This window comes from Mesorhizobium sp. M6A.T.Cr.TU.017.01.1.1, assembly GCF_004023115.1.
GTDB lineage: Bacteria > Pseudomonadota > Alphaproteobacteria > Rhizobiales > Rhizobiaceae > Mesorhizobium > Mesorhizobium mediterraneum.
On sequence record NZ_RZTA01000087.1, the window covers coordinates 1 to 18,390 of the forward strand.

An 18,390-nucleotide genomic window follows, 5' to 3' on the forward strand; every position below is an offset into this window, starting at 1 on the left:
GCGACGATATCGTTTGGTCAGGCCGGAAACGGCCAGCAATGGACTGCTCACCTCGACGCTCCTGCCCGCTCCAACAACGGTTCGGCGTCGAGGCCGAGATGGGCGTCGAGCAGCGCTCTTGTGTAGGCGTGGCGCGGGCTAGCGATGATCTGCGCCGTCGCGCCGAGCTCGACCAGCTCGCCGTGCCGGAACACGGCGATGCGCTCAGCCAGCTCGGCGGCCAGCGCGATGTCGTGGCTGACGAACAGCAGCGTCATGCCGTCCTCGGCTACCAATTGCCGGATCAGGGCGACAATCTCGGCCTGCACGATGGTGTCGAGCGCGCTGGTCGCCTCATCGGCGATCAGCAGTTTCGGACCGGCCGCAATCGCTGCGGCGATTGCCACGCGCTGCTTCTGGCCACCGGAAAGCTGGTGCGGAAAGGCGCGCAAACCGGCGTCTGGATCGGGCAGCCGGACGCGTTCAAGCAGGGTTTTTGCCCTGGCATAGGATTGCGACCAGGTAAGGCCGAGATGCGCGTGCGCGACTTCCGCGATCTGCTCGCCGACCGCCATCACCGGATCGAGGCTGGCCGACGGGTCCTGGAAGACGAAGCCGATGTCGCGGCCACCGAGGGGGCTGTGGGTGGGTTTGGCGACGGATTTTTGAGCTTTGCGTTCCATGAGGCCCCCCTCTGTCCTGCCGGACATCTCCCCCTCAAGGGGGGAGATTAGCAGTTTCGCTGTTGGGTCCCTTCCTGCAACCTTGGAGATCGGCGAAGGCGGAGATGAGAGCGCAATCTCCCCCCTTGAGGGGGAGATGTCCGGCAGGACAGAGGGGGGTGCCTTGGCGCCCCAGGATGACGGCGATCGCAAAAACCAGTCAATACGGCCGCCAATCCTGGCGGAAGCCGGCAGCAGCCCGGCAATGGCCAGCGCCAGCGTGCTCTTGCCCGAGCCGCTCTCGCCGATGATGGCGAGGCGCTCGCCGGCGGCGACATCGAGGCTGACATGTTTCAGCGCCGCCACCTCGCTGCCATCGCGGCGATAGGTCACCGTCAAATCGCGGATCGAAAGCAGCGCCGTCACGACAGGCTCCTTCTCACCGCTGTCGTCTCGACGACGCCTTCGCCGGCGAGATAGACACCGAGCACGGTCAGCACGAGCGCTACACCGGGAATGATCGACAAAAAAGGCGCGGTGCGCAGCACGGCGCGGCCTTCGGCGATCATGCCGCCCCAGGTCACGCGGTTTGGGTCGCCGAGGCCGAGAAACGAAAGGGCCGCCTCTGTGAGGATCGCGGCGGCGACGATCACCGACGACAATGCCAGTACCGGCGGCAATGCGTTGGGCAGCACTTCGCGAAAGGCGATCTCCAGCGGATGCATGCCGATGACGCGGGCGCCAGCAACAAAATCGCGCTCGCGGATCGACAGCACTTCTGCACGGGCAACACGCGCTGGCCCCGTCCAGGCACCGAGCGCGATCGCCGCGACGACGACACCGAGCGATGGGCCGACGACGCTGACGAAGGCCAGCGCCAGCAGGAAGCTCGGCACGGTCTGGATGGCGTCGGTGATACGCATCAGCACTTCGTCGACGCCGCCGCCGGCAAAGCCGGCCACTGTGCCGACTATCGCGCCGACGGCAAGGGCTGTGGCTGCCGCCGCCAGCCCGACCGCCAGCGAGGTGCGGGCGCCGTGGAAAAGCTCGGCCAGCACATCGCGGCCGAGCCTGTCGGTGCCGAGCGGCAGCGACCAGTCCTGAAAGGGTGGCAGCAATGCCGGCCCGGCAATGGCTTGCGGATCGCCGGGAAAGAACAGTGGTGCGGCAAGCGCCATGGCGCACAGCGCCGCCAGGATGATCGCGCCGGCGAGCGCTTCCGGCGTGCGGAAAAAACGGCGAAGCGGGTTCACGCACTGGCCTCGCTGGCGCCGACGCGCGGATCGAGGACGGTGTAAGCGATGTCGACGAGAAGATTGATGATGACGACCAGAACGGCGCTGGTGAGAATGATGCCGAGCAGCAGCGGCGTGTCGCGCGCGGCCACCGCTTCCTGCGCCAGCCGGCCAAGGCCGGGCACCGAAAAGACGCTCTCGATGACGACGCTGCCGCCCAGCATCTGGGCCGATTGCAGGCCGAGCATGGTGACCAGCGGCAACAGCGCGTTGCGGGCGACGTGGGCGAGCACGATGCGGCGGCGGGACAGGCCTTTGGCGCGAGCGGCGAGGACAAAATCCTGCCGCCAGACTTCGGCCATGCCGGCGCGCATCATGCGCAGATAAAGTGCCAGATAGATAAAGCCGAGTGCGGACACCGGCAGGACGAGATGACTGGCGATATCCATCGCGCGGTCGAGGCCGGTCTTGCCCGATGCGATGCTCTCGATGCCGCCGATCGGAAACCAACGCAGGTCGACGGCAAAGACGATGATCAGCACCAGCCCGAGCCAGAAGCCCGGCACGGCATAGAGCGCCAGTGAACCGATCGACAGGAAGCGGTCGCGAAAGCTGCCGGGCCTGGCGCCGGCATAGATGCCGAGCGCCGAGCCGAGCCCGAAGGAGAGCGCGGTGGCGCTGCCCATCAAAAGCAACGTGTTGGGCAGGCGTTCGAGGATCACCTCGCGGATCGGCCGCGAGAAGGTGACGGACTGGCCGAGGTCGAGATGCAGCAGCGCCCAGAGGTAGTTCGCAAGCCGCGTCAGCGCCGACTGGTCGAGGCCCCAGCGATGGCGCAGCAATTCGATCATGCCGGCGTCGCCGCCGGTCGAGGCGATATAGGCGTCGACCGCGTCACCGGGCGCGGATTCCAGCAAAAGGAAAGTGCCGATGACGACAATCAGCAGCACGAAGATGCTGCCGACGAGGCGACGGCGAAGGAGGATGAGGGCGCGGGTCATGGCGGCGCCGGCTGCTTGGCGATGTGCCGATCCTGGGATGCGCAGTGCCTAGGCGCCCCCCTTTGTCCTGCCGGACATCTCCCCCTCAAGGGGGGAGATCGGCCGTCACTCGCCGTAGCGCCAATCGCAAACATCGCTAAGGGAAGGGCCGGCATCAAAGCAAGCCAATCTCCCCCCTTGAGGGGGAGATGTCCGGCAGGACAGAGGGGGGTATCGTCGAGCACGGACATTACCAACTTCACCTACTGGCGAAGGTCAATCTCAATTAATCGCAGCTCACCCCTCCAGCCAGGTGTCCGCCCAGTTCGATACCGCCCAGCGCGGGTTGTTGGCGACATTCCCCACCGTGTCTCTGATAACGCTGATGAAGCTCCATTCGGCGACGTTGATCAGCGGCAGGTCGGCTGCGACCTTTTTCTGAAACTCCTCGTAGAGCTCCGTCCGCGCACTGGTGTCGAGCGTCTCGGACGCCTTGGCGATGAGGGCGTCGAGCTCCGCGTTCTTGTAACCGCCCTGGTTGGAGAAAGGCACCCCGTCGGGAATGCCGCTCTGCACCAGGATGGTGGTCGAGATCGCCGGATCGCCGCGGAACACCGGCGGCCCGACCGCGAGGTCGAAGGCGTGGTCGGTGTAGACGGCCTTGATGTGCGCGGCCGAGTCGTTGTTGACCAGCTGGGCGTCAATGCCGATGGCGGCGAGCGCCTGGCGCAGATAGTCGCCGAACTGCTTGGTTTCGTTGAAGTAGGGCGCCGGCAACAGTTTCAGCGAGAAGCGCTTGCCGTCGTCGCCTTTGCTGTAGCCGGCTTCGTCGAGCAGGGCGTTGGCCTTGGCCACGTCGAAGGCATAGGTCGGCACGTCGGCCGTATAGAACTGCGGATCGTTCTTTGGCACCGGGCCGGTGGCTGTGGCGGCGTAGCCGAGGAACACTGTCTTGACGACGAAATCCTTGTCGATGGCGTGGGCAATCGCCTGGCGCACCTTGAGGTCGGCCAGCTCCTTGCGGCGATGGTTGATCTCGACGACGAGCTGGTAGGTCAGGCCCTCGTAACCCTTGGTGATCACCTTGAGGCCAGGCACTTTGGAGATGCGGTCGAGATCGGCCAGCGGCACGGCGGAAAAGGCGGCGAGCTGGATCTCTTCGGCCTCAAGCGCGCTTGCCGCCGAAGTGCGGTCGGGCAGCACCTGGTAGATGATCTCGTCGAGGTAAGGTTGGTGCTTGCCCCAATAGTCGGCATTCTTCTCCAGCCGATAATATTCGCCGGGTTTGTGTTCGGCGAATTTGAACGGGCCGGTGCCGACAGGCGCATTGTTGGCCGGGTTCTCTTCGATCTTTCCAGTCTCGTAGATGTGCTTCGGCACCACGCTGCTCAGCGCCGGCAAGGCGTTGCGGATCAACTGGAACGGTGTCGGCTTGGCGAATTTGAATACCGCGGTCAGTTCGTCGGGCGTGTCGACGGTCTCCAGGTCCTTGAACACGGTGCGGCCGAGATTCTGCAGCGGCTTCCAGATCTGCAGCGCTGAGAAGGCGACGTCGGCGGACGTGAAGGGCTTGCCGTCATGCCATTTGACGCCTTCGCGCAATTTGAATGTCACCGACAGGCCGTCGGCGGCGCCCTCCCAGCCTGTCGCCAGGCGTGGTTCGAGCCCGTCCTTGCCGTCGAAGGACGCCTCGGCCAGCGTTTCCACGATCTTGCTTGAGATGAAGAACACGCCGTTGGAAGCGACGATCGCCGGGTTGAGGTTGCGCGGCTCGGAATCGGCGGCGACGACCAGACGCCCGCCTTTCCTGGGCGTCTGTGCCAGACCGATGGTCGGCAGCGCCGTCGAAGCCAGAAGCGATGCCGAACCCGCAAGCACGGTGCGTCTGGAAATCGTGACATCTGACATGATCGAACTCCGTCCCTCTCAGCCACCCGGCCGGGTGGGCCAATACCCTCGGACGCCGGACGGCATCCTTGCAAGGCTGATTATGAGCCTTGCCGAGGGTTTCGCCAGAGAGGGAATTGGCGCATCCTGGCGTGGCTTTGAAAATTTCGTCCGCTGGACCAGTTACAGGGAAGCGGTTCATTGGAGCTTATCTGGTAGGACCAGATCAGGTTAGGCATCGCGATATACGACGACGGAGTGTGCCGAAACGGGCGTTTCACCTATTCTGGCTGGACCAGACTGGGCAAAGTAGTGCAGATTTGTCCGACAGCCGGAGTATCGTGACCAAGACAACCGGCGATGCGACCGGCCGGCCAGGGAATTCAGGGAGAGAGAAAGATGAACGTCGCCCCGGGCAAGAATGCCGTCGGCACCATTCCGTTCGATCATGCCAGGGTCGATCGGCTGATGGAGGAGGCCGGCATCGATGTGCTGCTCGCCACCTCCAAGCACAACACCCAATATCTGCTTGGCGGCTATAAGTTCATCTTCTTCGCCGCCATGGATGCGATCGGCCACAGCCGCTATCTGCCTGTTGTCGTCTACGAGAAGGCTGGGCCTGAGCATGCGGCCTATATCGGCAACCGCATGGAAGGCGGCGAGCACCAGAACCACCCGTTCTGGACGCCGACCTTGCACGCCGCCTGCTGGGGCACGCTCGACGCTGCCAATCTTGCGGTTGAGCACCTGACGAAAATCGGCAAGGGCAACGCCCGCATCGGCATCGAGCCGGCTTTCCTGCCGTCGGATGCCTACACCCTGATCCGCAAGGCGTTGCCGGACGCCAAGCTGATCGACGCGACTGATATGCTGGAGCGGATGCGTGCCATCAAGACGGAAGCTGAGCTGGAGAAGCTGCGCATCGCCTCCGAACTGATCACCGATTCCATGCTGGCAACCATTGCCTGGGCACGCGAAGGCACGACCAAGACCGAGATCATCGAGCAGCTCAGGCGCGAGGAGACCAATCGCGGCGCGCATTTCGAGTATTGCCTGCTGACGCTCGGCGCCAGCCATAACCGCGCCGGCTCACCACAGGCGTGGAAAAAGGGCGAGGTGATGTCGATCGATTCCGGCGGCAATTATCACGGCTATATCGGTGACCTCTGTCGCATGGGCATCTTAGGCGAGCCGGACGCTGAACTGGAGGATTTGCTGGCCGAGGTCGAGACGGTGCAGCAGGCTGCCTTTTCCAAGGTGCGCGCGGGCATGCTTGGCGGCGATATGATTTCCTATGCCGAGGGCGTGCTGAAAGCGTCGAAGGTCGCGCCGTATACCGATTTCTTTGCCCATGGCATGGGATTGATCACGCATGAAGCGCCGTTCCTGATGACCAACCATCCGGTGACATATGAAGGCACTTACGCCGAAAAGCCGCTGGAGAAAAACATGGTGCTCTCGGTCGAGACGACGATGCTCCACCCGACGCGCGGCTTCATCAAGCTGGAGGACACGGTGGCCGTCACCGACACAGGGTATGTGATGTTCGGCGACCGGGGCAGGGGTTGGAACCGGGGTGATATCCGATAGAGCTGAAATCTCAATAATCAAAATATATGTGGCGCGCTTATGTTTGCGGATATTTCAAAATTAGCAAAACTGCTATTGAAATGGACGCTCACCGTCCTACATGCGATCTATCGATAGTTTAAACTTAAGGAGAAACGATATTGAGCCAGGATTACGCCCGTGAGAAATTTGTGACCGCCACGTCCACCCTCGTAGGGAATGGAGATATCAGAACGCGGTTGCTCGGCGCCTATATGTCCTTTCATCCGATCAAGGAAAGCGATTTTCGCACCTCGGAACTTTCCAAAGTATACAAGGAGATCATGGACCGTCTCACGAAAATTACGCCTAAAGATTCGGACGAGGGTCGCGTGCCGGCAACCGTGAAGCAACTCTCTGATGACGAAGCCGGTGAGATTGCGGAACTGATTTGGAATCTGACTTACAGTCTTTTGACTGCGCCTCGCGTCGATAGATAGAAGATCAAGGTCGGCTTGGGTCATTTCCTGCCCGCCGGCAACAGCCTGAAATCCGGCAGGTCGCGCAGCGCCAGTTCCGGTCCGGCTGGCGAATAGACGACGAAGAGCTGCATGGGCGCATCGCCGGTGTTCAGCGTTGAGTGGAAGCGGCTTTCCGGCACATAGATGGTGCAGCCGGGGCCGACCTTCGCAACAACTGGATTGCCGTTCTCGTCCTCGACCATCTGCTCGCCATTGCCCGATATGACGAAGATGATCTCCTCAGCGCCCGGATGGTTGTGGCGCGTGTGGCCCTTGCCGGATGGAAGGTCGACGACGCCGCCCGAAAAGCGCGTCGCGCCGTTCACCTCGGGCGCCACCGTCAGCGAGAGCCTGCCCCAGTCGAAGCCGAAGGCGCTGACATCCTTCGGATAGACAAACACCTTGCTTTTGTCGGTCATCGTCTCATCCCTTCTTTTTCTTCGCAGTCGTTTTGGCACCGCTTTTTTTTGTTTGCGCATCGGATTTTCCCAAAACCGGTTCCCACTTTTGGGTCCGATGCTCGAGCGTGACGGCCTTGAAATCGGTGGTCTGCCTGGCGATCGCCGCTTCTGCCGGCAGCCGTTCCATGGAGCTCGCGCCATAGAAGCCATGCAGGCCCTTGCAGCGTTCGAGGATGTATCGGGCGTCGTCCGGCATCGAGATCGGCCCGCCATGGCAAAGCAGGATAACGTCCTTGCGCACCGACCGCGCAGCGGCTGCGATCGCGTTGATCTCCGTCACGCAGTCGTCCAGCGACTTGGCCGACGTCGCGCCAATCGAGCCGCCGGTGGTCACCCCCATATGGGCGACAACGATGTCGGCGCCGGCCTTGGTCATGGCGCGCGCCTCGTCGGGGTTGAACACATAGGGTGTGGTCAGGAGGTCGAGCTCGTGTGCTGCGGCGATCATGTCGACCTCGAGCCCGAAGCCCATGCCGGTTTCCTCAAAACTCTGGCGCATCTGGCCGTCGAACAGGCCGATGGTCGGAAAGTTCTGCACCCCGGAGAAGCCCATCGTTTTCAACTCCGCCAGCAGCAGCGGCATGATGACGAAGGGATCGGTGCCGTTGACGCCGGCCAGCACCGGCGTCTTCTTGACCACCGGCAGCACCTCGTAGGCCATTTCCTTGACGATCTCATTGGCGTTGCCATAGGCGAGCAGGCCGGCGGCCGAGCCGCGGCCGGCCATGCGGTAGCGGCCGGAGTTGTAGATGATGATCAGGTCGATGCCGCCGGCCTCCTCGGCCTTGGCCGACAGGCCGGTGCCGGCGCCGCCGCCGACGATCGGCACGCCGCCGGCAATCATCTTGCGGAATTTTTCCAGGATTTTCTTGCGCGGTATGGCGGCCATGTTTTCTTCTCTCACTGTCCGGCGATGTCGAGAAAGGCCGCTGTTGCCGCCTGGGCGAATTCGGGATCGTTGATGTGCAGCGGCAGGCGCGTCACTCGGCGCATGCTGTTCGGCATGATCGTGCGCTCGATGGCCTCGAAGAGTGCTGCATCGGCCTCGGGGTCGAAGAAAGCGCCGCCTTCGATATCGAGCGCCGAGATGCCCTTTTCGGGAATGAGGAACCGGATTGGACCCTCGCAAAGGCTCAGTCTTGCGCCGATCCATTCGCCGATCTTGCGGCTTTCCTCAGGGGTCGTGCGCATCAGCGTCACGTTCGGATTGTGCTCGTAAAACAGCCGCCCGCTGTAGCGTTCCGGAATGGTCGGCGGCGCCCAGAAATTCACCATGTCGAGCGCGCCGACCGAGCCGACATAGGGCAGCCTCGTGCGGGCGATCGCGCCGAAGCGGTCTTCGGTTGCAGGCAGCACGCCGCCGAACAAGAGGTCGCAGACCTCGGTCGTGGTGATGTCGATGACACCGGACAGCAAGCCGCTGTCGGCCAGCTTTTCCATGGTGCGGCCGCCGGTGCCGGTGGCGTGGAAGACCAGGCAGTCATAGGTCGAGCGAAGCTGCTCGGCGATGGAAGTCACGCATGGCGTGGTGACGCCGAACATGGTGAGCCCGATCGACGGCTTGCCGTCGGGCGGCGCCGCCGGTTTTGCAGCCATGCCTGATATCGCCTGGGCGGCATTGTGCAGCACGACACGAGAAAGCCGGTTCAGGCCGGCCATGTCGGTCACCGACGGCATCATGACGATGTCGGAGACATCGACGTAAGGCGCGGTGTCGCCCGAGGCGAGCGTCGAGACCATGATCTTGGGCAGGCCGAGCGGCAGAGCGCGCATGCCTGATGTGATGATCGAAGTGCCGCCACCACCGCCGATGCCGATCACACCTGATATATCGGTGCGCGATTGGATAAACCGGGTCAAGGCGATGGCCATTGCCGCGACCGCGGTGCCGCGGTCGTCGATGCCCAACACGGCACTGCTGCCACCGGGATGGTGGCCGGCGACCTCTTCGGCCGGGACATCGACCGGCACGGTGGCATCGTGCGTTCCGACATCGACACGGGCGACAGCAGCACCGGTGGCAGCGACCGCATCGGCCAGAAAAGCTAGTTCCTCACCCTTGGTGTCGGCGGTGCCCACCACATAGACGCGCTTCATGGGCGTGCCTCCCTGGGGGCTGGCTGAACGGTGGCCGCGTTCAGTACATGAGAACGGAGTGCTCTACGGCGCCCCCCTCTGTCCTGCCGGACATCTCCCCCACTTGGGGGGAGATCGGCAGTTCGCTCGATCGGCGCCTTCCATGCGATGTTGGAGATTGGCGAAGGTGCAGATGACAGCCAATCTCCCCCCTCGTGGGGGAGATGTCCGGCAGGACAGAGGGGGGCGCGAAGGAACTCATGCTTTCGGAGAATTCCGTCTTGTCAGCCCCCTCACCCTCACACCTTGACCAGCTGCTCCACGCGGTCTTTCTCGCCAAAGATCCTGATGTAACGCTCGATCTCCTTCTCGTCGCCGGTCGCCTTGGCCGGGTTGTCGGAGAGCTTGACCGCCGGGCGGCCATTGGCCTCGGTGACCTTGCAGACCAGCGAGATGGCGTCGAGCCGGTTGGTCTCGGTCGGCGCGCAACCCTCGAAATCATTGGTCAGGTTGGTGCCCCAGCCGAACGACATGCGCACCTTGCCGTGGAAATGGCGGTAGGTTTCCTCGATGGTCTCGACCTCGAGCCCGTCGGAGAAGATCAGCAGCTTCTGCCTGGGGTCCTTGCCCTTTTCGCGCCACCAGGAAAGGATCTTTTCGCCGCCTTCGATCGGCGGCGCGCTGTCGGGGCGAAAACCGGTCCAGTCGGCGATCCACTCCGGCGCATCACGCAGGAACGCCGCGGTGCCGAAGGTGTCCGGCAGCACGATCAGCAAATTGCCGCCATAATAGCGCTGCCAGTCCTGCAGCACCTTGTAGGGCGACTGTTTCAATTCCTTTTCCGAATTGGCGAGCGCGGCGAACACCATCGGCAGCTCATGCGCGTTGGTGCCGAGCGCTTCGAGGTCGTTGTCCATGGCGAGCAGCACGTTGGAGGTGCCGGTGAAAGCCTCGCCGATGCCTTCCTTGAGCGCTTCGACGCACCAGCGCTGCCACAGGAAGGAATGGCGGCGGCGTGTGCCGAAATCCGAAATGCGGATATCGGGCAGCGCTTTCAGCCGCTCGGTCTTGGCCCACATCTTGGCCTTGGCGCGGGCATAGAGCACGTCGAGCGCGAAGGGCCCGAACGCCCGCATGGCCGCGCGTGAACGAAGTTCGTTGATGATGGCGAGCGCCGGGATCTCCCACAGCGTCGTGTACATCCACGGGCCGCTGAAGCTCAATTCGTACTGGCCATCGCGCTTGGAAAGCTCGTATTCCGGCAGCTGGAAATCTTCGAGCCAGGCGAGGAACTCCGGCTCGAATATCTGCTTGCGGCCATAGAAGGTGTTGCCGCCAAGCCAGATCATCTCCTTCTTCGAGAAACGCAAGGTGCGGGCATGGTCGAGTTGATCACGCAGTTCCGCCTCGTCGATCTCGTCGGCAAGGCGGACCGAGGTGGTGCGATTGATCAGTGAGAAGGTGGCATCGACCTTGGGATACATGCCCCAGATCATCTGCAGCATCAGCAGCTTGTAGAAATCGGTGTCGAGCAGGCTGCGGACGATCGGGTCGAGCTTCCAGGTGTGGTTGTAGACGCGCCGCGCTATATCGGTCTTAGTCATGTCTCGATGCCGCCTTCACTGCTCGCTTCCTGCGGAAGCCTCTTAGCATTGAATTTTTGAATGCGCCTCCCGCTTTGCGGGCTGGCCCGACAAAAAGAGAGCCTGCGGCATGTATGCGGCTTCGGCAATTGCAGCCTCAGGACGCGGTCTTGGCGCCGACCACTCGCAGCGCCGGGCGCTTCCTGCGGATGCCGATGCGGCCCGCCACTGGCGCATCGGCACGGCCGTCAGCCTGCTCCTTTTCGGCAAACAGCCAGTCGATGAACAGCTGCACGATCGGCGCCGACCTCATCTCGTTGCGACAGACGACGTAGAAATCGTCGACCGCCGGCACCGACAGGCTGAACGGCGCGACAAGCAGCCCCCTGGCGAGCAGCCCGCTTGCCGTCACTGTATCGCCAAGCGCCACGCCATGACCATGAACCGCAGCCTCGCTCGCCATGCGCGCGTCGCCGAGATGATGGCGGCGGCCGCGCTCCAGGTCCAGCGCGTCGGCGGCGGCCAGCCAGGTGTGCCACTCGCGACCGTCGTCGCCATGCAGGAAGACATGATCGGCGAGATCGCGCACGGTGCGGATCGGACGGTTGTTGATCAGCGTCGGACTGACCACTGGGAACAGTTCGAGGCCCGACCATTTGCGCATCCAGCAATCGGTCCAGCTGCCGTCGCCATAGTGCACGCAGATGTCGATATGCGGCGCGCGGATGTCCTTGGCGTCATTGGATGGGATCAGCGTCAGCCTGATATCAGGGTATTGCGAGGTGAAGCTGCCGAGCCGCGGGATCATCCACAGCAGCAGCAGCGCCGGCACACAAGACACCGACAAGGCGCCGGTGCTCGCCGGCCTGGTCATGCGCTGCGTGGCGGCAGCGATGCCGTCGAAGGCGGTCGACACTGCCGGCAGCAATTCGGCGCCGTGTGGCGTCAGCTTCACCCGCTGACCGGCGCGCTCGAACAGCTTGACGCCAAGCGATTGTTCGAGCGCCTTGATCTGATGGCTGATGGCGCCATGGGTGACGTTCAACTCAGCTGCCGCCTTGGTCAGCGAGGCGTGACGCGCCGTCGCCTCGAAGGCCCGCAGCGGATTCAAAGGTGGCAGACGCTTGGCCATCAGATTCCCGCTGGAGCACGATCCCGAGAAGTGGGACCCGGTTTTCGGACAAGGTCGTGCTCAACATTGATGTGAGATTTCCTCACAGCGAAGACCCTAACAATATCAATTGATTTTTCAATGCGGCTACAAGACACTTTGCCCGGGAACAGTATCAAGACCTGAAATGCGCAGGCAGCCGGCGGGATGGCGACCGTCATTGATGGCCGCACTGCGCCAGCCATGGAGGACCGACATGGGTTATAACAGCGGCAAGCTCGAAGCGTTGCGTCGCAAATATGGCGAAAGCCATGGCGGCGAGATGTTCGACCCGAAATTCCGGAAGGTCGCCGACAAAATCTTTTCCAAGAGCGGCACGCGGCTGGCGCCCTATTCCGGCATCCCGACCTTCCTCGCCGCGCCCTACCGGCAAATTGCCGCCGACAATCCGGATTTCGGCGATCTGCAGGTGGCGATGATCGGCGTGCCGATGGACCTCGGCGTCACCAACCGGCCCGGGGCCCGCTTCGGGCCAAGGGCGCTGCGCGCCATCGAGCGCATCGGGCCATACAATCATGTGCTGGAATGCGCCCCGACGCATGAGCTGAAGGTGGCCGACATCGGCGACGTGCCGTTCCAGAGCCGCTACCGGCTGGAAACCAGCCATGACGACATCGAGCGCCGCACCAACCAGATCGTCGACGCCGGCGTCATTCCGCTTTCGGTCGGCGGCGATCATTCGATCAGCCATCCGATCCTGAAGGCCGTCGGCAAAAAGGCGCCGGTCGGCATGATCCACATCGACGCCCATTGCGACACCAGCGGCCTGTTCGACATGACCAAGTTCCATCATGGCGGGCCGTTCCGCAACGCGGTGCTGGACGGCGTGCTCGACCCGACCCGCACCATCCAGATCGGCATCCGCGGCTCGGCCGAATATCTGTGGGAGTTCACCTACGAATCCGGCATGACCGTCGTGCATGCCGAAGAGGTGACCGGCCTCGGCGTCCCCGCCATCATCGAGAAGGCGCGAAAGATCGTCGGCGACGGGCCGACCTATGTGTCCTTCGACATCGACAGCGTCGATCCGGCCTTCGCGCCGGGCACCGGCACGCCGGAGGTCGGCGGGCTGACGACGCGGGAAGTGCTTGAACTGCTGCGCGGCCTGAAGGGCCTCAACATCGTCGGCGGCGACGTCGTCGAGGTGGCGCCGCAATATGACGCAACCACCAACACCGCACATGCCGGCGCGCAGGTGCTGTTCGAGATCCTCAGCCTGATGGTCTTCAGCCCGGCGATAACAGGCAAGGGAGCCTGAGGGAGCCCGACACCGAATCCAAGGCGACCGCCGCGCTGGAGCCGGCGGCCGCAGTCAAACAAACAAGCTTCCAGCAGGGGAACGACAATGACATTTCAAATGAAGATCAAATCATCCATCGCCGCCGCGCTGATGCTCGCCGGTTTTGGTCTCGCCACCCAAGCCGCCAATGCCGACGCGGTCGATGACATCACCAAGGCCGGCGCCATCAATGTCGGCATTTTCTCCGACTTTCCGCCCTTCTCCTCGGCCAGTGCCGATATGAGCATCAAAGGCTATGACATCGACGTGGCGCAGTTCATCGCCGACCAGCTCAAGGTCAAGCTCAATTTGGTCAGCGTGACCGGCCAGAACCGCATCCCGTATCTTACCGACAAGCGCGTCGATATCCTGATGAGCGTCGGCTACTCCAAGGAGCGTGAGCAGGTGATCGATTTCGCCGCCGCCTATGCACCCTATTATATCGCCGTGATTGGCCCGGCCGCGCTCAAGGTCGAAGGCAAGGACGACCTCGCCGACAAGTCGATCGCCGTCAACCGCGGCACGCTGGAAGATACGTCGCTTACCGAGGCAGCACCCGCCTCGGCCGATATCCGCCGTTTCGACAACTATAATTCCGTCATCCAGGCCTTCATCTCGGGCCAGACCCAGCTGATGGTCGTCGGCAACGACGTCGGCGCTCAGGTGCTCGCCCGCCAAGAGGCGCTGAAGCCGGAGCAGAAGTTCCAGCTCCTCACCTCACCCTCGCATATCGGCCTCAACAAGAACGAGGACCGCCTGAAGCAGGCCGTCAACGACGCGATCGCCAAGATGCTGGCCGACGGCAAGCTGGACGAAAGCTCGAAGGCCTGGCTCAAGACGCCGCTCAATCCCGACAACCTCAAGGATTGATTCCTAGGTCAGGACCTATCATGGGCTACAGCCTCGACTTCGGCTGGCTTGCCGATGCGACAGGCGCGATCGCGCGAGGGGCGGCCACGACGATCCTCTTGATCGCCGTGACCACGCTCGCGGGAACGTTCCTCAGCATCCTCGGCGCGGCGGGGCGGCGAAACGGCCCCCTGCTGCTCAAGCGGGCGATCGGCGTCTATGTCGAAATTATCAGGAACACGCCGTTCCTGGTGCAGCTGTTCTTCATCTTCTTTGGGCTGCCCAGCATCGGCATAAGGCTCGATCCGGTGCTGGCCGCCATGCTGGCGATGACGCTTAATATGGCGGCCTACACGATCGAGATCGTCGGCGCCGGGCTCGACGCCGTGCCGCGTGGGCAGACGGAAGCGGCCCTGGCGCTTGGCCTCCGGCCGCGCCAGGTCTTCGTCAAGATCGTGCTGCCGCAGGCGCTCAAGGTGATCTTTCCGGCGTTGACCAGCCAGATCGTCATCATGATGCTGGAGTCCGCCGTCGTGTCGCAGATCGCGGTGCGTGAGCTGACCTACGAGGCCGACATGCTGCAGGCGCGCACCTTCCGCGCTTTCGAGACCTATTTCGTGGTGACAATGGTCTATCTCGTCCTGTCGATGGGGCTGCGCCGGCTGCTGGTCAGCGGCGGCCGCCGCGCTCTGGGAGCCGGCGTGTCATGATCGAATTCACCTTCTGGGATATCGTTCGCAACCTTCTGCTCGCCGCCCGCTGGACGGTGCTTCTGTCATTGGCGGCCTTCGTCGGCGGCGGCGTGGTCGGCATGGTCGTGCTGTTCTTCCGCATCGCCAAGAACAAGTGGAGCCGGCGAATGGCTTCGGGCTACATCGCGCTTTTCCAGGGAACGCCGCTGCTCATGCAGCTCTTCCTGATGTTCTTTGGCCTGCCGATGCTGGGCTTGCGTATCGAACCGTGGACCGCCGCCGCATTTGGTCTCACCTTCTTCGCCAGCGCCTATCTCGCCGAAATCTGGCGCGGCGGCGTCGATGCGCTGCCGCGCGGCCAGTGGGATGCGGGCGCCAGCCTCGGCCTTCATTATCTGCAGGAACTCAGGCTGATCATCCTGCCGCAGGCGTTTTCTATCACCCGCGCGCCGACCGTCGGTTTCCTGGTGCAGTTGATCAAGTCGACCGCGCTGACCTCAATCATCGGTTTCGAGGAACTGGTCAGGACATCCAACGCCATCAACAATGCGACCTTCGAGCCGTTCACCGTGTATGGGCTGGTCGCTTTGATCTTCTTCATCATGTGCTTCCCGCTGACGCAATACGCACGTTCGCTTGAACGACGGGCAACTAAAAACTAGGACGCCGGTTCTGCGACTAGCGCTCGGATGCCTCCTTAACCGTGTTTCCGGTCACCTCTTCGGAGCTATCTCCTTGTTGGAAGAAGAGTTCTGTGTACTCTCCACATACTTTAGGAAGGGCTTGGGGATGAGAATTGCAATGTTCGTCGCGTTGGCAGCGACGGTGGCCGGATGCGCGATCTCTCCGGTCGACTATGGAGCGTCGCTTTCGAAGCAAGACCAGAAATGGGCGTCGCCGGGATGCCAGCAAGCCCGCATGGAGGCCTCGGACTACGACGCTCGCGAAAAAAAGCAGCCGGGTTGGGGGACCGGCGTCTTTCTTGGCCCGTACGGATTAGGGCTCGCAGCAGCCATCAAGGAGCACCAGCAGAAGCAACGAAAATTGTTCGCCCGCGAGGTGCACCTGCGGTGCTCAAGTCTTCCACTGCCAACGGAGTTGCAACGCGATTTAAGCCCCCAGGCCGCGAGTGCAAATCAGACGAAATACCCATAGACGTCACGACCCGCGCTCCTTCGTGACGGTGCCGCTTTCATCAATGCCCAAAGGAGATCGGCGGCGCGATCCTGTCCCGCCGCAGCCAGCGCGCCAAAAGCAGCGCCGCCACCACCGCCAATCCCAACGACAGGCCGATCCAGATGCCGACGCCGTTGAGCCCGGAATGGAAGGCCAGCAGCACGCCGAGCGGCAGGCCGATGCCCCAATAGCCGATCGCGGCATAGATCATCGGCACCGTGGTGTCGTGCAGGCCGCGCAGCATGCCGGCGGCCACGGCCTGCGCTCCGTCGAAAATCTGGAACAGCGCGGCAAAGGCCAGGAACGACACGGCAAGCCCGATCACCCTGGCATTGGCCGGGTTACCGAGGTCGATGAAAGCGCTGATCAGCAATTGCGGCCACAGGATCATCGCCAATCCCATCAGCGCCATGAAGGAGACGCCGATGACAAAGGCGGTCCAGCCGGCGCGGGAGACACCTTCCGCATCGCTGGCGCCATGGGCCAGCCCGACGCGCACCGTCGCCGCCTGGTTCAGGCCAAGCGGCACCATGAAGGAGATCGATGCGATCTGGATGGCAATGGCATGCGCCGCGAGCGAGTCCGCATCGATCAGGCCCATGAGAAGCGCCGCAGCATTGAAGATCGTCACCTCGAACGCCAGGAGGCCGGCGATCGGCAGGCCGAGCCGCAGCAGGCCCTTGAAGCGCGGCCAGTCGGCCCGCCAGAAGCGCCCGAACAGACGGTAGCGGCGAAACTTCGGCTCAAGCATCACCACCGCCGCCATGCCGACGAACATCAGCATGCTCGACAGCGTGGTGGCGAGGCCGGAGCCGGCAATACCCATCGAAGGAATGCCGAGATTGCCGAACATGAACACCCAGTTGAAGAGGGCGTTGCAGGCGACGGCAACGAAGACGATGACCAGCGCCCAGCCCGGCCGCTCCAGCGCCGAGATGAACGAGCGCAGGACGATGTACCCGTAGAAGGGCAGCACCGCCCATTCGAGCCAGCGCAGGTAGATGCCGGCCTGATGCGCGAGCGCCGGCTCCTGGCCCATGGCCAGCAACACGGCCTCGCCGTGCCAGAGAAAGATCCAGATCGGAATGCAGATGAGGATCGCCAGCCACAGGCCCTGGCGCACGGTGCGGCGTAGGTCGCGCACCGAATGACGACGGCGGCCGAGCTCGGTGGCGATCATTGGCGAGGTCGCCAGCATCAGGCCGAGCCCGAAGATCAGCGGCATGAAATAGAGGTTGGCGCCGAGGGCGCCGCTGGCCAGCGTGTCCGGACCCAGCCGTCCCATCATCATGACGTCGGTGGCAGTCATCGCGGTCTGGCCGAGATTGGTGAGCACCATCGGCCAGGCGAGCGCCAGCGTCGCCCTGATTTCCTGACGCCAAAGGTTTTCCGGCGCGCGAGCGCCGGCTTCGATCGCAGACATTTTTTCGCCTATCCGATTGCGGCGCGTCGGCTAAAGCCGGAAGCCACGTCTCAGCGCGGAAAATGGCCGTGATCGGCCCGGATTCCGCATTAACCGCATGGCTTGTCTACGAAATGGGCAGCTATGGCAAGAGGCTGACGCGGGGAAGGGTTAAGCCAGCAAAGTCGCAGAGGTCTCAATCATGCCTATTGGCGCGCCTATTGGAGAAAGCATGGAAGCCACTATAGTTTGCGTTGTGGCCAATCCGACACCGGCAGGCGGCGTACAGATTTCATCGAAAGGCATGCGGATGAGCGCGTTTCTCGAAATCTATCTGGTTCGGCATGGCGAGACGGAATGGAGCGCCTCCGGAAAGCACACCGGCCTGACCGACATACCGTTGACGCCTGCCGGCGAGGAGGCGGCCGGGCGGATCGCTGAGCGGTTGCAGGGCCTTTCGTTCCAGGCTGTCTGGTCGAGCCCGTCTCAGCGCGCCTTCAAGACTTGCACGCTGGCCGGCTTCGGCTCGGCCTGCGTGAAGCTGGCCGATCTGGCGGAATGGGATTACGGCGCTTACGAGGGCCTGACCACCAAGCAGATCCTCATCGAGCGTCCAGGCTGGCGTCTCTTTCGCGACGGCTGCCCAAGCGGCGAAGCGGCGCAGGATGTCGGCGCGAGGGCGGACCGGATCGTCAACCAACTGCGCGAGGTCGGCGGCAATGTCCTGGTTTTCTCAAGCGCTCATTTCCTGCGGGTGCTGGCCGCGCGCTGGCTCGGCCTGCCGCCGCAAGACGGCGCCCTCCTCGTCCTGGATACCGCCAGCATAAGCGTGCTCGGCTACGAGCACGACCTCGGCGAACCAATTATCCGGCGCTGGAACCAGAGATAG

The 18,390-nt window shown here is 63.1% G+C and carries 18 protein-coding genes; 8 read left to right on the forward strand and 10 right to left on the reverse strand.

Annotated elements, in window-relative coordinates:
* Positions 1-47: 47 nt before the first annotated feature.
* The 4 genes from EOB36_RS23840 to EOB36_RS23860 form a co-directional block, all read right to left on the reverse strand.
* Complete coding sequence (locus EOB36_RS23840; protein ID WP_164897599.1) at positions 48-1,067, reverse strand: ABC transporter ATP-binding protein; 1,020 nt, start codon at positions 1,065-1,067, stop codon at positions 48-50.
* The gene (locus EOB36_RS23845) at positions 1,064-1,894 is read right to left on the reverse strand and encodes an ABC transporter permease (protein ID WP_128285866.1); all 831 of its coding nucleotides are present in this window, start codon (positions 1,892-1,894) and stop codon (positions 1,064-1,066) included. The genes EOB36_RS23840 and EOB36_RS23845 overlap by 4 nt, the downstream gene beginning before the upstream one ends.
* A complete protein-coding gene (locus EOB36_RS23850) occupies positions 1,891-2,877 on the reverse strand; it encodes an ABC transporter permease (RefSeq protein ID WP_128285867.1) in 987 nt (328 codons plus the stop codon). The genes EOB36_RS23845 and EOB36_RS23850 overlap by 4 nt, the downstream gene beginning before the upstream one ends.
* Before the next feature lie 276 nt (positions 2,878-3,153).
* Positions 3,154-4,764, reverse strand: a complete 1,611-nt coding sequence (locus EOB36_RS23860) for an ABC transporter substrate-binding protein (protein WP_128285868.1) — start codon at positions 4,762-4,764, stop codon at positions 3,154-3,156.
* Positions 4,765-5,142: 378 nt separating this feature from the next.
* Between EOB36_RS23860 and EOB36_RS23865 the strand changes: the two genes are divergently transcribed.
* Positions 5,143-6,333, forward strand: a complete 1,191-nt coding sequence (locus EOB36_RS23865) for a Xaa-Pro peptidase family protein (RefSeq protein WP_128285869.1) — start codon at positions 5,143-5,145, stop codon at positions 6,331-6,333.
* Between the two features lie 140 nt (positions 6,334-6,473).
* Positions 6,474-6,791, forward strand: coding sequence for a hypothetical protein (locus tag EOB36_RS23870; protein ID WP_128285870.1), 318 nt, complete (start codon positions 6,474-6,476; stop codon positions 6,789-6,791).
* A gap of 20 nt (positions 6,792-6,811) precedes the next feature.
* On the opposite strand, the gene EOB36_RS23875 is transcribed toward EOB36_RS23870, so the two are convergent.
* From EOB36_RS23875 to gcvA, 5 genes are all read right to left on the reverse strand, one after another.
* Entirely contained in the window at positions 6,812-7,231 is a 420-nt protein-coding gene (locus EOB36_RS23875; RefSeq protein ID WP_128285871.1) for a cupin domain-containing protein, read from the reverse strand.
* Positions 7,232-7,235: 4 nt separating this feature from the next.
* Complete coding sequence (locus EOB36_RS23880) at positions 7,236-8,162, reverse strand: phosphoenolpyruvate hydrolase family protein (RefSeq protein WP_128285872.1); 927 nt, start codon at positions 8,160-8,162, stop codon at positions 7,236-7,238.
* Between the two features lie 11 nt (positions 8,163-8,173).
* Positions 8,174-9,370 (reverse strand): Tm-1-like ATP-binding domain-containing protein, encoded by a 1,197-nt coding sequence (locus EOB36_RS23885; RefSeq protein WP_128285873.1) that lies wholly within the window; start codon positions 9,368-9,370, stop codon positions 8,174-8,176.
* Positions 9,371-9,648: 278 nt separating this feature from the next.
* The gene (gene pncB / locus EOB36_RS23895) at positions 9,649-10,953 is read right to left on the reverse strand and encodes a nicotinate phosphoribosyltransferase (RefSeq protein WP_127291283.1); all 1,305 of its coding nucleotides are present in this window, start codon (positions 10,951-10,953) and stop codon (positions 9,649-9,651) included.
* 136 nt (positions 10,954-11,089) lie between these two features.
* Complete coding sequence (gene gcvA, locus EOB36_RS23900) at positions 11,090-12,064, reverse strand: transcriptional regulator GcvA (protein WP_126104087.1); 975 nt, start codon at positions 12,062-12,064, stop codon at positions 11,090-11,092.
* A 235-nt stretch (positions 12,065-12,299) separates the two neighbouring features.
* Here gcvA and speB point away from each other — a divergent pair, with 235 nt between their 5' ends.
* From speB to EOB36_RS23925, 5 genes are all read left to right on the forward strand, one after another.
* Positions 12,300-13,361: an agmatinase gene (gene speB, locus EOB36_RS23905; protein WP_127206636.1), complete on the forward strand. Its 1,062-nt coding sequence runs from the start codon at positions 12,300-12,302 to the stop codon at positions 13,359-13,361.
* Between the two features lie 87 nt (positions 13,362-13,448).
* Positions 13,449-14,252, forward strand: coding sequence for a transporter substrate-binding domain-containing protein (locus EOB36_RS23910; protein ID WP_095484580.1), 804 nt, complete (start codon positions 13,449-13,451; stop codon positions 14,250-14,252).
* 20 nt (positions 14,253-14,272) lie between these two features.
* Positions 14,273-14,941 (forward strand): amino acid ABC transporter permease, encoded by a 669-nt coding sequence (locus EOB36_RS23915; protein ID WP_127206635.1) that lies wholly within the window; start codon positions 14,273-14,275, stop codon positions 14,939-14,941.
* Positions 14,938-15,585, forward strand: coding sequence for an amino acid ABC transporter permease (locus EOB36_RS23920; RefSeq protein WP_095484582.1), 648 nt, complete (start codon positions 14,938-14,940; stop codon positions 15,583-15,585). The genes EOB36_RS23915 and EOB36_RS23920 overlap by 4 nt, the downstream gene beginning before the upstream one ends.
* 127 nt (positions 15,586-15,712) lie before the next feature.
* Positions 15,713-16,078 carry a hypothetical protein gene (locus EOB36_RS23925; RefSeq protein WP_095485083.1) on the forward strand — a complete coding sequence of 122 codons (366 nt, stop codon included), beginning with the start codon at positions 15,713-15,715 and terminating at the stop codon, positions 16,076-16,078.
* Positions 16,079-16,118: 40 nt separating this feature from the next.
* Here the strand turns inward: EOB36_RS23925 and EOB36_RS23930 are convergent, their stop codons facing one another.
* On the reverse strand, positions 16,119-17,522 hold the full coding sequence (locus EOB36_RS23930; protein WP_095484583.1) for an MATE family efflux transporter: 1,404 nt from the start codon (positions 17,520-17,522) through the stop codon (positions 16,119-16,121).
* 289 nt (positions 17,523-17,811) lie between these two features.
* Here EOB36_RS23930 and EOB36_RS23935 point away from each other — a divergent pair, with 289 nt between their 5' ends.
* Entirely contained in the window at positions 17,812-18,390 is a 579-nt protein-coding gene (locus EOB36_RS23935; RefSeq protein WP_127205565.1) for a histidine phosphatase family protein, read from the forward strand.